Source organism: uncultured Sulfitobacter sp., assembly GCF_947497275.1.
Lineage (GTDB): Bacteria > Pseudomonadota > Alphaproteobacteria > Rhodobacterales > Rhodobacteraceae > Sulfitobacter.
The window spans coordinates 70955-83980 of the sequence record NZ_CANMFS010000001.1 but is presented as its reverse complement, the minus strand read 5'-3'; the positions used below and the strand labels follow the sequence as shown (position 1 = coordinate 83980).

Here is a 13026-nt window from a genome sequence, read left to right as displayed (position 1 = left end):
ATCCTCTGTTATTCTGTTTGTGGTGGGTCCGCAGGAGCGGGGCGCAATCCGGCGATCTCGTCGGGGGTGAACCCGAACTCGGTCAGGATGGCATCGGCATGTTCATCAGTCAGCGGCGCGGGCTGGCGCACGCCATGCGCCGCATGGGCCATGCGAACCGGCGTGTTGGCCACGTGCAGCGGCCGTTCGGCCCCTGAGATGGGAACCTCGGCGAGCATACCCCGGGCATGAAAATGCGGGTCGGCAAAGATATCCTCGGCCGTCATCACCGGGCCGAACGGGATCTGCCCGCCGATCACGCCGGCGATCTCGGCCCGGCTGCGGGCGCGGGTCCAGCCGGTGACGACCTCCTCCACGGCGGCGGCATTCTTTAACCGGGCGGTGTTGGTGGCAAATTCGGGGACTTTCGCCAATTCCGGCCGCCCGATCAGCTTGACGAAGCGCGCCCAGAAATCGTCCTTGGGGATGGCGATGGTTACGAAACCGTCAGCCGCCTCGAACAGCCCGAAGGGGCTTAGCAGCGGATGTCCATTACCCTCGGGTACAGGGGATGTGCCGCTTGCGGAATACTGAAAGATGATGCGCTCGCACATGGCCAGAACACTGTCGACCATGCTGATATCGACGCGCTCGCCCTGCCCGGTACGATGGGCGCGGAACGTGGCCGCCAATGCGCCGAAGGCCGCGAACATCGCCGGTGCAATGTCGCCGACGCCGGGTCCCACCTTGGTCGGTGGGCCGCCGCGTGGGCCGGTGATCCCCATCAAGCCGCCCATCGCTTGGCTGACCGGGTCATATGCGGGCCAGTCGGCATAGGGGCTGTCGCCGCCGGCACTATCTCCGAAGCCGCGGATAGAGACATGCACCAACTGCGGATTGGCAGCCCAGAGCGTCGCATCGTCCAGGCCCAGCCGTTCCATCACCCCGTGGCGATAATTTTCGATCAGAATGTCGGCGCGTGCCACCATGCGCTTGAGCGCGGCCAGACCCGTTTCTGATTTCAGGTCCAGCACCAGCGACCGTTTGTTGCGGTTAATCGATGCGAAATAGCCGCCATAACCGCCCTCGTCCTGGGTCAGGCCACCCGGCAGATGCGGCCCGATGCGCCGGGTGCCGTCGCCGCCCGGTGGCTCGACCTTGATCACGTCGGCACCCTGGTCGGCCAGCATCATCGAGGCATAGGGCCCCGCCAGCATCATCGTCAGGTCGATGACGCGCAACCCCTCGAGCGCACCTCCGGGCACGCCGGGATTGCCTATCCTATCGTCGGTGCCGCTCACGCCGCCGCCCCGCCCCAGCCGGCGCGCTTTTTCATCAGCACGACGCGCTCCGCCTCCACGCAAAGCTTGTCGTCCTGGTTAATGCCGTAGTGGCGAAACCGCACGCACCCGGCATCGTCGCGGTCGCTGGCCGTCTTTTCCACCACCTCGGTAAACGCATACAGCGTGTCGCCATGAAACACCGGATGGCGCAGCCGAACTTTGTCCATCTCCAGCTCGGCGATCACCTGCTCCCCGGTGTCCTGGGCCGCCAGACCGATGACGAAAGACAGGTTGATCCCCCCGAATACGACCCGCTGCGAGAATATGCCGCCGCCGGCCTTCTGCATCCGGTCCTCGTTGAAATGCCCCTCGGCGGTGTTCAGCACGAGGTTGGTCAGCAGAACATTGTCCATCTCGGTCACCGTCTTGCCCCGCGCATGGCGCCAGACGTCGCCTTCGGTGAAATCCTCGAAGTAATTGACCGACGAGGTCAGCGCAGACGTGTCGATTCTATCAGGTGTCATTCCGCCGCCTTTCCCTGTTTGGCGCGGTTGCCCCATTTCATTTCAAAGGCGCGATCGGCGATCATCTTGTCCACCATCGACTTGCCGAGGATCTTGTCCGAGATGATGCGCTGCTGGATCTCCGAGGTGCCCTCGAATATCTTGGTCAGCCGTGCGTCGCGCCAATGACGCTCCACCGCATGCAGCTTGGTATAGCCGGCGCCTCCAAGGATCTGCATGGCCTCCGAGGTCACGCGCTCGGCCATCTCGGATGCGAAATACTTGACCATCGACGCCTCTTTGTCGCAGCGCGCGCCGGTGTCGATACTGTTGCAAACGGAATATAGCAGTTGCCGCGCAGCCTCTATCTCGGTGGCCATGGTGGCGATCTTGAACCGGATCGCCTGGAACTCCGCGATCGGCATACCGAACTGCTCGCGCTCCTGCGCATAGGCGGTTGCATCCTCCAGCGCGCCCTGCGCCAGTCCGATCGAGCGTGCCGCGGTATGGGCGCGGGCGGTTTCAAGACCTTTGGCCATCAGCAGGAACGCCTTGTCCTTCTCTCCGATCAGGTGACTGCCCGGCACCCGAAAACCGTCGAACGACAGCTCGTAGGTCTTCCAGCCGAAATAGCCGATCTTGGGAATGGCCGAGCCGTTAATGCCGGCGGGCAGGCTGCCGCGTTCCTTTTCGATCATAAAGCACGAGATGCCCATCCAACGCTTGTCAGACGAAGGCGGCGGCGCGGTACGGGCAAAAATCGTCAGATAATCCGCTCCATCTGCGAAGGTGCACCAGTATTTCGCCCCGGTCAGCACCCAGTCGTCGCCGTCGCGCTCGGCCCGGCACGAGATCGACGCCAGATCGGACCCGGTGCCCGGCTCGGAAAGGGATGTCGCGTTGAGAAACTCACCGCGCATCACACGGGGCAGGTATTCGGCCTGCATCTCGGGCGACATCGCCTTGCGGATCCAGCCCCCCTGCCCTCGTGCCATCAATGAGGCGACCGACATCCATCCCCGCGCCAGTTGCTCGGCCACCAGACAATATTCGAAAGTGCCCAGCCCAAGCCCGCCGAATTCCTCGGGGATCATAATTCCGAAATAGCCCATATCGGCCATTTTCTGGCGCAGGTCAGCGGGGATCTCGGCGTCCGGGCCGTCCAGTTCGTTGGCGACGGGCAACACCTCGTTCATGGTGAACTGGCGCGCACTGTCGCGGATCATTGTCCGTTCTTCGGTGAAAAAGCCGCGGCCATCGCCCGAATACAGGCTGTCATTGGTGTCCATATTCAGTCTCCTTGGGATTTTAGGCGGCGCACGAGGTTCGAGCGCCGAAAGCGGATAACCTCTTGGCCATGCTGGTTCACACCGCGCGTAGCCCAGGTCACAATTCCGAAATCGGGGCGCTTGTCACTCTCGCGGGCGGCAATGACCTCGCTTTCGGCTGTCAGGGTGTCGCCGGGATAGACGGGTGCGCCATAAACGCATTTATCCACGCCCAGAAACGGGCCGCCCCCCTCGGACAGGTCTTCGACGCTGAGTCCGAAAACCGTGTTGAACACCAGCAGCGGGTTCACCGGACAGCCCCGGTCGTAGCCATTCGCTGCCGCGATCTCGGCGTTGAAATACTGCGGGTTGTAATGCAGCGTCAGCGTGGTGAAGAGCGTGCTGTCCGCTTCGGTCAGGGTCCGCCCCCAATGATGGGTAAAGGCGCGTCCAATGGAGAAATCCTCGAACGTGTTGCCCCGTGGCCAGAGCCGCGCACGCGATTTCAGATCTTCGACTGTATCCATGTGTTATCCAATTTTTGCCAGGTCGCCCCGAGCGGGGGTCGACGCGTGCAGTAGCTGCGACAGGTCGGCGGCTGCGGGCAACGCCCGGATAGCGGACAGCAGGCTGTCGGCGGCCCCGGCGCCCAACTTCGGGTCGATCAGGGTCACGGCCTTGGCGCGCAGGGTCTCCTCCTGTGCGTCCAGGTCCTCCACCGGGGTCGAGACATCCCAGGTCGCGCTGCGGACGGTGCCATCGGTCAGCGTCACATCCACCTTGGCGCCATAGCGCTCTGCGGCTTCCGCTTCGTCGGTCACCAGCCGCGTCTTGCCACTTAGCTCGGACAAGGTCGCGTCGCAGGCCGTTGCCTCGGAGTAAAGCGACAGGTCGGCGGTATCGGCCCCGGTCAGCGCCAGCGCCGCCAGATGACGGATCGAAAACTTGATGTCGAGCCCGGTGCGTGGCTCGGCCACGTCGCAGACCGAGCGGTGACTGTCAGGCACATGCAGCGCGATACCCGTCACCTCATTGGGATCGATGGCATGTTGTGCCGGCAGCCGTGCCATCGCCTCGATCGTGCTGTGCGTAAGATAGCAGGCGGCGTGATACTTGAACAGGTTGCGGGTGATTTCCCAGTCGGGCGCACCGTCGGGGGTCGCGCCAAAATCGGCTGCCGACATCTGGGCGTCATCGGACATCGCCGCGCCAAAACCCTGCGCATGTTCCAGCCCGCCTTCGCGTGCGGTGAACCCTTGTTGCGCCAACCGCACGGCCATAACCCCGTTCGCAGCAGCGTTGCCGGCGTGAAACGGCTTGGCCATGGTGCCGAACATCGCCTTGATCCCGGAGGCCTGAGTGGCGGCGAGACCCAGCGCGGCCTCGGTACGGTCCGCGTCCAGCTTCAGCAATGCGGCACAGCCTGCCGCCGCTGCGACTGCGCCGATGGTGCCGGTCGCGTGAAACCCGCGTGCGTAGTGGCTGTCGCCCATCGCGTGACCCAGCCGTCCCGCTATCTGGTAGCCCACGACAAACGCGCGCAGCACCGCAATCCCTGACAGACCCTCGCGTTCGGCCACTGCCAGCAGCGCGGGGGCGATCGGGACTGTGGGATGCCCGTGCATCCGCAGATTGACGTCGTCGAAATCCAACGCATGACCGAGCGTGCCGTTGATCAGCGCCGCACGCTGCTCTGTGGCGCGACCGCCCTGCCCCACTAGCGTACCCCCCTGGGCGACTGTTTCGCCCTCGGTTCCGATGGCGGTAATGATCGGAACAAGCTCTTCATCGGTGGCCGCGATGGTGACGGCGAACCAATCGAAAAGACATTGGCCCGCCAGCCGCAAAACCGGCTCGGGCATGTCCAGCGCAGCTGATCCGGCGATCCAGTCGGCCGCTGCCCGCGTAAATCCCGACGCATCCGTGGCTGCGGCAATCTTTGGGGGGTGTGACGTGTCGGCCATGCTGCGTTCCCATCTGTTCGTAACACCCGATTTATAGCCGCTACGTTTTCAGCAAACCAAGCCGCAATCCGTATTCTGATACAAAATATCACATATCAGATGGTGCGAGGTATGGCCGGGTTCTGAAAAATTGGCCAAGGGCAGCTTTGGTGCACAATAAAGCTCGTCAACTTGAGGATTTCGGCGACCAAGCGGTCTTCAGCAGTACACTCCGGCGCAACGGCTCAGAAGTTTCCCTACGCGGCCGGCGGGGAGATCAGATTGTCTAACACTAAGCCCGGCTCGGCGCGGCGAGGGCACTTAATCTTTTTCTGCAATCACTTCAGTTCGTTAGTTGCTCTATACCCCTTCCGCCGTATTCCACCTTCCAACGATGACAGGTCTATTCAGTCACACCGATCTGTCTGGTCACATCAATCCGGGGCATTCCATACCTAATCAGAACCTTAACATGCCGCAATTTCGTAACAGTCTCTCCGGGCTTCGGCATTGCCATTTCGCGCCCTGTGCTTTTTCGCTGCTGCCTGTGGCCGATCATGCATTTGCGGCTGACGTCACGCACGCCGTTCTTGCCTTTGGACATGCCAAATAGCGGTGCCTGTGCTTCAATCGCCGCCATCGAGGCAGACCGATCTGCGTGCGGTTAGGTACAAATGCGTTTCCGACCCGCACAATCCTGCTTTGAAGATCTGTCATAGGCACCTCACAACGCCTGTGCGGTCCCCCCGCGCAAGCGCCCTGCGTCAGGCGCGGGGCCTAGTCTGTGAGCCTGACATTCCCGGTTGACGTACCGGCAGTAGACGTTGAGAAGCCGATTTCGGTCAGTATCTGGTTTGCTCCGACCGAAATTGCCACGAGTGCCACAAGAGCGATGAGGAATGGTTTCATCTCAATTCGCTCCTGTTCTGCGCGTCTCGTCGTCGATGACCCGTTGCGCCCAGATGCTGTGGTGTTCGCGTGCCCATTGCTCTTCTACTTCGCCTTTGGCCATGGCGTCGAATGCGCCTTCCATCCCGACCGATCCCAGATAGATGTGCGCAAAGATGATTGCCGTGAGGATGATGCTGACAATCGCGTGCCAAAGCTGTGCGTACTGCATTTCCTCCTGCGGTGCGAGCGGATAGGGCAGATCTGCCAAGCCGAACCAACCCGGTGCTCCCCAGCCGTTGAGTGTTGAGAACGTATGCCCGAAGAGGTTGAACTCGAACGGGAACAGAAGCGACAGGCCGGACAGGGAAATGGACGTGCCCAATACAATGACGGCCCAGAAAATCAGCTTTTGCCCGGCGTTGAATTTCTTTGCCGGGGGATGACCCCCACCAAAAATTCCGCCCCCCTTTGCAAGCCACTGCAGGTCGGTTTTGTCCGGCAGATTGTGAACGACCCAAACCACGAAAATGATGATCAACGCGACCATGAAGGCCCAGGAAATGTTGTTGTGGATCCATTTGCTCAGGTTTGCGAGGGCAGAAAACGCTTCATGTCCAAAGGCCGGGATGAGTACCTTGCGTCCGAAGAGCGATAATAGTCCGGTTATTCCGAGCAGTATGAAAGATGACGCCAGCAGCCAGTGCCCAAAGCGCTCGAAGGCCTTGAAACGCGTTATGGTTCGGCCGGTTTTCTCGCCGTCGATGCGGATACGCCCCCGGATGAAATAGAAAAGCGTCAGCAGCAGCAGCGTACCACCCAGCAGGTAGATGGCAATTTTCAGCAACGGACCTTCCCGAAACTGCAACCACCACATGCCGCCGTCCTGAATCAAGGTCTTGGCCGCGGGACCGCGGGCCTGGGTCGTGATGTCTGCAGTTCCATACCGTATGGCACGCCAAAGATCAGGGTCGGAGGCACCGCCCAAAGTGCCGAGTTGATCAACAGTCGCTGCGGCTGCCTCGGGATCGCCGGTCAGGTCTCTGCGAAACTGATCGTCGACCGCAATGCCTTCCTGACGACGCAGAATATCCTCGAGCGTTTGCGCACCGCCCGTCGACGCGCGCGGATCAACAGGCACATCCTGTGCGATAACAGGGACCGCGAGGGTCCAAAGAAGGACAATCAAACCAAACAGACGCATCATCGGAACTTCCTTATGTCGGATGAAAGAAGGGCGGCCAAACACAGGCCGCCCCCCGGTATACTAACACCAAAGAGGCGTTCAGCCGCCTTTTTGATCGTAGGCCGTGCCCCAGCCCCATGCACCGGACCCGAACCCGCGGGCGACGACACGCTCGCGATAGATACCCGAAACCACATCGCCGTCACCGGCAAGCAAAGCCTTGGTGGAACACATCTCGGCGCAGATCGGCAACTTGCCCTCCGCGATCCGGTTGCGACCGTATTTCTGAAATTCGGTTGTCGAGTTGTTTTCTTCCGGCCCGCCGGCGCAGAACGTACATTTGTCCATCTTGCCGCGCGATCCGAAGTTGCCAGCCTGCGGATATTGCGGCGCTCCGAAGGGGCACGCGTAGAAGCAATAGCCGCACCCGATACACAGGTCCTTGGAGTGCAGTACGATCCCTTCGGACGTCTGATAGAAACAATCCGTCGGACAGACCGCCATGCACGGAGCGTCGGAACAGTGCATGCACGCTACCGAAATCGACCGCTCTCCAGGAGAGCCGTCGTTGATCGTGACGACCTTGCGCCGGTTGATGCCCCAGGGCACCTCATGCTCGTTCTTGCATGCCGTGACGCAGGCGTTGCATTCAATGCAGCGTTCGGCGTCCACGAGAAATTTTGCTCTTGCCATTCTACTTCTCCCTTACGCCGTCCAGATTTTGCAAAGAGTGGCTTTCGTCTCTTGCATCTGGGTCACGCTGTCATAGCCGTATGTCTGTGCGGTGTTTGTGCTTTCGCCCAACACATAAGGGTCGGCACCTTCGGGATACTTGTCCCGCAGATCGACGCCTTCCAGATGGCCGCCAAAGTGGAACGGCATAAACGCGACACCTTCGCCCACCCGCTCCGTCACCATCGCCATCACCTTGACCTTGCCCCCTTCCGGGCCTTCAACCCAGACCTGCGCCCCGTCGCGCACACCAAGGTTGTTGGCGTCACGGCGGTTGATCTCGATGAACATGTCCTGCTGCAATTCCGCAAGCCACGGGTTCGAGCGCGTCTCGTCCCCGCCGCCTTCGTATTCGACCAGGCGACCCGATGTCAGAATGATCGGATACTCCGTCGCAAAGTCCTTTTCCTGGATCGAGGCGTACATTGTCGGCACGCGCCAGAACTTCTTGTCCTCATAGGTCGGATAGTCGGCTACCAGATCGCGCCGACTGGTATAGAGCGGCTCACGGTGAATCGGCACCGGATCGGGGAAGGTCCAGACCACCGCCCGCGCCTTTGCATTGCCGAAGGGTGCACATCCACGCGCGATTGCCACACGTTGGATCCCGCCCGAAAGGTCGGTTTTCCAGTTCACCCCACCGGTCGCTTTCTTGAAATCGGATTCGATCTCGCCCGTCTGCGAGGTCTCCCCGACTTCTTCACCGCTTCCGCTTGCGGCGGCATCGGTCAACGGCTCGCCTTCGGGATAGCCTGCAACCGCGTTGATCGCGCGTTTCTCCTCGTCGGTCAGGTCATCTTCCCATCCCAGCGTGCGCAACATGGCCACGGTGAATTCGGGATAGCCGTCTTCGATCTCCGACCCGGGTGTGAATACCCCTTCGGCCAGCAGGTTATCGCCGTTGCGCTCTACCCCGAAACGGGCGCGGAACGTCAGACCACCTTCGGCCACCGGCATCGACATGTCGTACAGGTTCGCGGTGCCCGGGTGGTTCATTTCGGGCGTACCCCAACACGGCCACGGCATTCCGTAGGTATCGCCATCGGCCGGCCCACCGACCGCCCGCAGGGTCGTACGGTCGAAGGTATGCTGATTTGCCATGTGCTTTTTCATGCGCTCGGGGCTTTGCCCGGTATAACCGATCGTCCACATGCCGCGGTTGAATTCGCGGGTGATGTCTTCGACGTTTGGCTCCCCACCGTCGTCGATAGCGATGTTGCGAAAGAGCTTGTCGTGAAAGCCGAACTTGTCAGCAAACATCGCAATGATCGTATGATCCGGTTTGGATTCAAACAGAGGCTCGACCACCTTGTCGCGCCATTGCAGCGACCGGTTGGACGCCGTCACGGATCCGCGTGTCTCGAACTGGGTGCAGGCGGGCAACAAATATACGCCGTCCGTCCGGTCCTGAAGAACGGCGGTGACGGTCGGATAAGGATCAACCACGACCAGCATGTCGAGCTTTTCCATCGCCGTCTTCATTTCCTTCTGTCGGGTCTGGCTGTTCGGCGCGTGGCCCCACAGAACCATGGCGCGGGTGTTGTCGGGCTGGTCAAGGTTTTCCTTGGCTTCCAGAACGCCGTCGATCCAGCGGCTGACGGGAATACCCGTCAGGTTCATCATCGGCGTGTCCCCGTAGGACGATTCCGAGAAACGGCTCTTGAGCCAGTCGATATCTTCGTTCCAGACCCGCGACCAATGCGCCCACGCGCCCGCAGACAGGCCATAGTAGCCCGGCAGCGTATCCGCCAGAACGCCGAGATCGGTTGCGCCCTGCACGTTGTCGTGCCCCCGGAAAATGTTGGTGCCGCCCCCTGCGACGCCCATATTGCCCAGCGCCAGCTGCAAGATGCAGTAGGCACGCGTGTTGTTGTTGCCGTTGGTGTGCTGGGTGCCACCCATGCACCAGATCACGGTGCCGGGACGGTTGTTGACCAGCGTGCGCGCAACCCGCTCAAGCTGGCTGCCCGGTGCCCCGGTCACACGCTCCACTTCATCGGGAGTCCATTTGGCCACTTCGTCCCTGATCTGTTCCATGCCCCAAACACGCGTGCGGATGAATTCCTGGTCCTCCCACCCGTTCTCGAAGATGTGCCACAGGATACCCCAGACCAGCGCCACATCCGATCCGGGCCGAAAACGGACGAATTCGTCCGCATGAGCCGCCGTCCGCGTAAAGCGCGGGTCGCAGACGATCAGGGGCGCGTTGTTCTGCTCCTTGGCCTTGAGAATGTGCAACAGCGACACAGGGTGCGCTTCGGCCGGGTTGCCGCCAATCAGGAAGATCGCCTTGGATTTGTGGATGTCGTTGTAACTGTTGGTCATGGCGCCGTAGCCCCATGTATTCGCCACGCCGGCCACTGTGGTCGAGTGACATATACGCGCCTGGTGATCGACGTTGTTGGTGCCCCAATAGGCCGCGAACTTGCGGAACAGATAGGCTTGTTCATTGCTATGCTTGGCAGATCCCAGCCAATAGACGGAATCCGGGCCACTTTCGTCGCGGATCTTCATCATGCCGTCGCCGATCTCGTTGATCGCGGTTTCCCAGCTGATACGCTCCCATTCACCGTTCACTTTTTTCATCGGATATTTGAGACGCCGCTCGCCGTGGGCGTGTTCGCGGACCGACGCCCCCTTGGCGCAATACCCGCCCATGTTGAACGGGCTGTCGAAACCGGGCTCCTGCCCGATCCAGACACCGTTGTCGACTTCGGCAACAACGGTACAGCCGACCGAACAGTGCGTACATACGGACTTGATGGTCTCAACGGCACGGGTCGCTGCGGTTTGTGCGGTGGCCTGCGTGACCGCGCCCCCTGTAGAAGCGATCGCGGCCAGGCCCCCGATTGCAAGGCCCGATCCGCGCAGAAAACCACGCCGGTCGATCCCGGCAGCCTCTTTGCTGACAGCAACCGGGGCGCGGCCTGCGCGGCGGGCATATCCGTTGGTCTTTTTCCTCAGCATGGTCTTCCTCCCTGATCCGGTTTGGCCGGATAAATTAGTATCGTGCGCGGCCCGAGGCCTAGAAGCGTGTGCTTTCGAGATAGGCCCGCGTATGGGCCGTGTCCTGCATCGTGTCGGACGACAGATCTGCGGGCTGTGCTGCGGCCGGCGTGGCACCGCTTCCCGCGGCGACGGCAACAGCAGCCGGTGCAGCGGTGCCGGCCAGCTTCAGAAAATCGCGGCGGCTTGCGCCTTTGGGTGTGTCAGTCATGGGATGTCTCCCCTTCCTTGCTTGGCGGGCATCCCCGCCGGTGAATTTTCGAAACGGTCAGTTTGCCGTCAAACGAAATGCTTCGCGCTCGATGTCCATCAGAGCGATCCCGACAGCCCCGACGGATGCATACAAAACCGAGGATTTCGCGGCCTTGAGGTCGGTAAAATAGTGGGTGGCCCATGTCCCGATATGCGCATTGAAGAACTCTCGCTGCTCCTGAACATCCGCGACACGTCCGAAGCGTCCAACGATCATGCCCGCCATCATTTCCATCAACGACGCGATATTGTCTTCCGGCTCGAACACATCGGCGGCGCGCGTCATGCCGAAACCTGCCATCGTGGCACGCAGGTGTGCCAGTGGTTTCTCGTTCAGGAAACCCGTCAGGTAATAGCTGGCGTAAGGCAGCAACTCGCCCCGGCCCAGACCGATGAAAAGCGCGTTGAATTCGGTCCGCACGGCGCTTGGCTTCGATACCTTCGCAACACGCGCAAGGCCCTGGATAGCCTCGCCCAACGGGGTTTCATCGCCGCGCAGCGCCGCGGTCTGTTCAAGCAAGGCCTGATCGGGGGGGGACGACAACATCAAACCCAGATAATTGTAGAGATCGGCCCGCATGCGGTCCTCTTGCGTAAAATTCATGGCGGGCGCCGCAACGGTCATATGTCGTCGTCTCCGAAATGAAATGACATGCGCCGAGCCATGGGCATATCAGGCTGCTCTTGGATATAGACCGCCGGATCCGCCGCGCCAGTGATATCGGGATCCGTCACGCCGCCGTCCGCGTCGTCGACCGCGTCGTCGGCGCGCTCTTGCGTGTCCGGTGCATCGCGGTCCTCGGGCGGCGAAAGCGACAAATCATTCTGCCGTTCCATCTCAAGAAGATGCGACAGCATCCCCTTTCCAACCTTGTAGGTCGTGCTGATCGGCCCCTGCCCGAAGCTGCCGGTCAGATAATCATCGTCGTAATCGTTCAAACCGTCCACACAGGCAAGCACGGGATCGCTGCGCCACAGGGTACGCAGTGCCCGCTTGCGCAGATGATCCGGTACTGCCTTGGCGAGGAACGCCTTGAAGTCATCGCCACGAACGAGGGTGTCCGGGTCCGGCAGGCCAAGGTCTTCGAGGATGTCGGCGTCGGACTTTCCGGCGTATGCCGCATGCTGCTCCATGAGCGCCGCATCTTCTTCGGCGTGCTCTTGTGCCACAGCTTCGGCGGCGACGGCGGCACGGCGGCGTGACCAGGAATAAGACACATCGCTCATTCAGACACCGCCTTGCGCCGTGGCGCGCGGTAGACGTCGCTGGTCTGGCGAATGCGCGCGTCGCCTATCCCGTCGTCGACACGGTCAACCCGCGCCGTGTCACGACGGCGTTTAATGAACGCCTCTTCTTCATGGTATGTATCAACGAAGCGGGCAATCCAATGGTGCACCGCGTCGGGCATCGCAATTTTCTCGACCATCTCTTCCGCCGAATCGCAATAATCCTGCGCTTCGTAGGGCGACGCCGTCACCAGCGCGACGGACCAGGGCAATTCTCCGGCCCGTTCGTTCTGTCGCAATACGACATATACGGACGGAACCCGCGCCTGCAGTTCATGAGCATAGGCCTCGGCGTCTGATACATACAGCGTCAAAGGCAGCGTCGCGGCATGGTATTCCGTCACATCGCCCGCGCTGCGCATGACTTTCCAGTCCGCTGCCGGCGCACCGGGCAAAACCGACGAAACAGACCACGCATACCGGGCCCATCGGGTCACACCGGGTGCGCGCCTGACAACGATGCCAATCGGTAGGGATTGCGCATTTGGGAATGCCAGCGTCAAACAGGTTTCCTTTCCAGTGGGAGACTCCGATACTGTATCATCTTCATGCCTTTCCAAAGTGCTTTTTTTTAACATCGTATACAAAATGAAGGACTGCAAAGCCTTCGAACCAATATCTGGTGTCGCGGCAGCGCCGGCCACGGTTCCGGACAAGCACAAGGAAGTACCGGCGCAGCCGTAGACTGGCGGAAACCGG

Annotated in this window: 12 protein-coding genes; all 12 read right to left on the bottom strand. The window is 61.1% G+C overall.

Features of this window, described 5'->3' with window-relative positions; genetic code table 11:
- Positions 1-8 precede the first annotated feature (8 nt).
- The 12 genes from Q1A06_RS00410 to Q1A06_RS00355 all read right to left on the bottom strand — a co-directional run bounded on the left by Q1A06_RS00410 (position 9) and on the right by Q1A06_RS00355 (position 12971).
- Positions 9-1280 carry a CoA transferase gene (locus tag Q1A06_RS00410; protein ID WP_299557555.1) on the bottom strand — a complete coding sequence of 424 codons (1272 nt, stop codon included), beginning with the start codon at positions 1278-1280 and terminating at the stop codon, positions 9-11.
- On the bottom strand, positions 1277-1786 hold the full coding sequence (locus Q1A06_RS00405; RefSeq protein WP_299557553.1) for a MaoC family dehydratase: 510 nt from the start codon (positions 1784-1786) through the stop codon (positions 1277-1279). The genes Q1A06_RS00410 and Q1A06_RS00405 overlap by 4 nt, the downstream gene beginning before the upstream one ends.
- Positions 1783-3054: an acyl-CoA dehydrogenase family protein gene (locus Q1A06_RS00400; RefSeq protein ID WP_299557551.1), complete on the bottom strand. Its 1272-nt coding sequence runs from the start codon at positions 3052-3054 to the stop codon at positions 1783-1785. Before Q1A06_RS00400 ends, Q1A06_RS00405 begins: the two co-directional genes overlap by 4 nt.
- Before the next feature lie 2 nt (positions 3055-3056).
- Entirely contained in the window at positions 3057-3560 is a 504-nt protein-coding gene (locus tag Q1A06_RS00395) for a MaoC family dehydratase (protein ID WP_299557549.1), read from the bottom strand.
- 3 nt (positions 3561-3563) lie between these two features.
- The gene (locus tag Q1A06_RS00390; protein ID WP_299557547.1) at positions 3564-4997 is read right to left on the bottom strand and encodes an MmgE/PrpD family protein; all 1434 of its coding nucleotides are present in this window, start codon (positions 4995-4997) and stop codon (positions 3564-3566) included.
- An 889-nt stretch (positions 4998-5886) separates the two neighbouring features.
- The gene (locus Q1A06_RS00385; protein WP_299557545.1) at positions 5887-7071 is read right to left on the bottom strand and encodes a formate dehydrogenase subunit gamma; all 1185 of its coding nucleotides are present in this window, start codon (positions 7069-7071) and stop codon (positions 5887-5889) included.
- Between the two features lie 78 nt (positions 7072-7149).
- Complete coding sequence (gene fdh3B / locus Q1A06_RS00380; RefSeq protein WP_299557543.1) at positions 7150-7743, bottom strand: formate dehydrogenase FDH3 subunit beta; 594 nt, start codon at positions 7741-7743, stop codon at positions 7150-7152.
- Between the two features lie 12 nt (positions 7744-7755).
- Positions 7756-10749: a formate dehydrogenase subunit alpha gene (locus Q1A06_RS00375; RefSeq protein WP_299557541.1), complete on the bottom strand. Its 2994-nt coding sequence runs from the start codon at positions 10747-10749 to the stop codon at positions 7756-7758.
- 58 nt (positions 10750-10807) lie between these two features.
- Positions 10808-10999 carry a twin-arginine translocation signal domain-containing protein gene (locus tag Q1A06_RS00370; RefSeq protein ID WP_299557539.1) on the bottom strand — a complete coding sequence of 64 codons (192 nt, stop codon included), beginning with the start codon at positions 10997-10999 and terminating at the stop codon, positions 10808-10810.
- 57 nt (positions 11000-11056) lie between these two features.
- Positions 11057-11665 carry a molecular chaperone TorD family protein gene (locus Q1A06_RS00365; RefSeq protein WP_299557536.1) on the bottom strand — a complete coding sequence of 203 codons (609 nt, stop codon included), beginning with the start codon at positions 11663-11665 and terminating at the stop codon, positions 11057-11059.
- Positions 11662-12267 carry a DUF3306 domain-containing protein gene (locus tag Q1A06_RS00360; RefSeq protein ID WP_299557534.1) on the bottom strand — a complete coding sequence of 202 codons (606 nt, stop codon included), beginning with the start codon at positions 12265-12267 and terminating at the stop codon, positions 11662-11664. The genes Q1A06_RS00365 and Q1A06_RS00360 overlap by 4 nt, the downstream gene beginning before the upstream one ends.
- Entirely contained in the window at positions 12264-12971 is a 708-nt protein-coding gene (locus tag Q1A06_RS00355) for a DUF3305 domain-containing protein (protein WP_366523474.1), read from the bottom strand. The genes Q1A06_RS00360 and Q1A06_RS00355 overlap by 4 nt, the downstream gene beginning before the upstream one ends.
- Between the last annotated feature and the right edge of the window lie 55 nt (positions 12972-13026).

Coding starts and splice junctions, on each gene's coding strand:
- Q1A06_RS00405 (WP_299557553.1), bottom strand. CDS start 1,786: ATGACACCTGATAGAATCGACACGTCTGCGCTGACCTCGTCGGTCAAT.
- Q1A06_RS00400 (WP_299557551.1), bottom strand. CDS start 3,054: ATGGACACCAATGACAGCCTGTATTCGGGCGATGGCCGCGGCTTTTTC.
- Q1A06_RS00395 (WP_299557549.1), bottom strand. CDS start 3,560: ATGGATACAGTCGAAGATCTGAAATCGCGTGCGCGGCTCTGGCCACGG.
- Q1A06_RS00390 (WP_299557547.1), bottom strand. CDS start 4,997: ATGGCCGACACGTCACACCCCCCAAAGATTGCCGCAGCCACGGATGCG.
- Q1A06_RS00385 (WP_299557545.1), bottom strand. CDS start 7,071: ATGATGCGTCTGTTTGGTTTGATTGTCCTTCTTTGGACCCTCGCGGTC.
- fdh3B (WP_299557543.1), bottom strand. CDS start 7,743: ATGGCAAGAGCAAAATTTCTCGTGGACGCCGAACGCTGCATTGAATGC.
- Q1A06_RS00375 (WP_299557541.1), bottom strand. CDS start 10,749: ATGCTGAGGAAAAAGACCAACGGATATGCCCGCCGCGCAGGCCGCGCC.
- Q1A06_RS00370 (WP_299557539.1), bottom strand. CDS start 10,999: ATGACTGACACACCCAAAGGCGCAAGCCGCCGCGATTTTCTGAAGCTG.
- Q1A06_RS00365 (WP_299557536.1), bottom strand. CDS start 11,665: ATGACCGTTGCGGCGCCCGCCATGAATTTTACGCAAGAGGACCGCATG.
- Q1A06_RS00360 (WP_299557534.1), bottom strand. CDS start 12,267: ATGAGCGATGTGTCTTATTCCTGGTCACGCCGCCGTGCCGCCGTCGCC.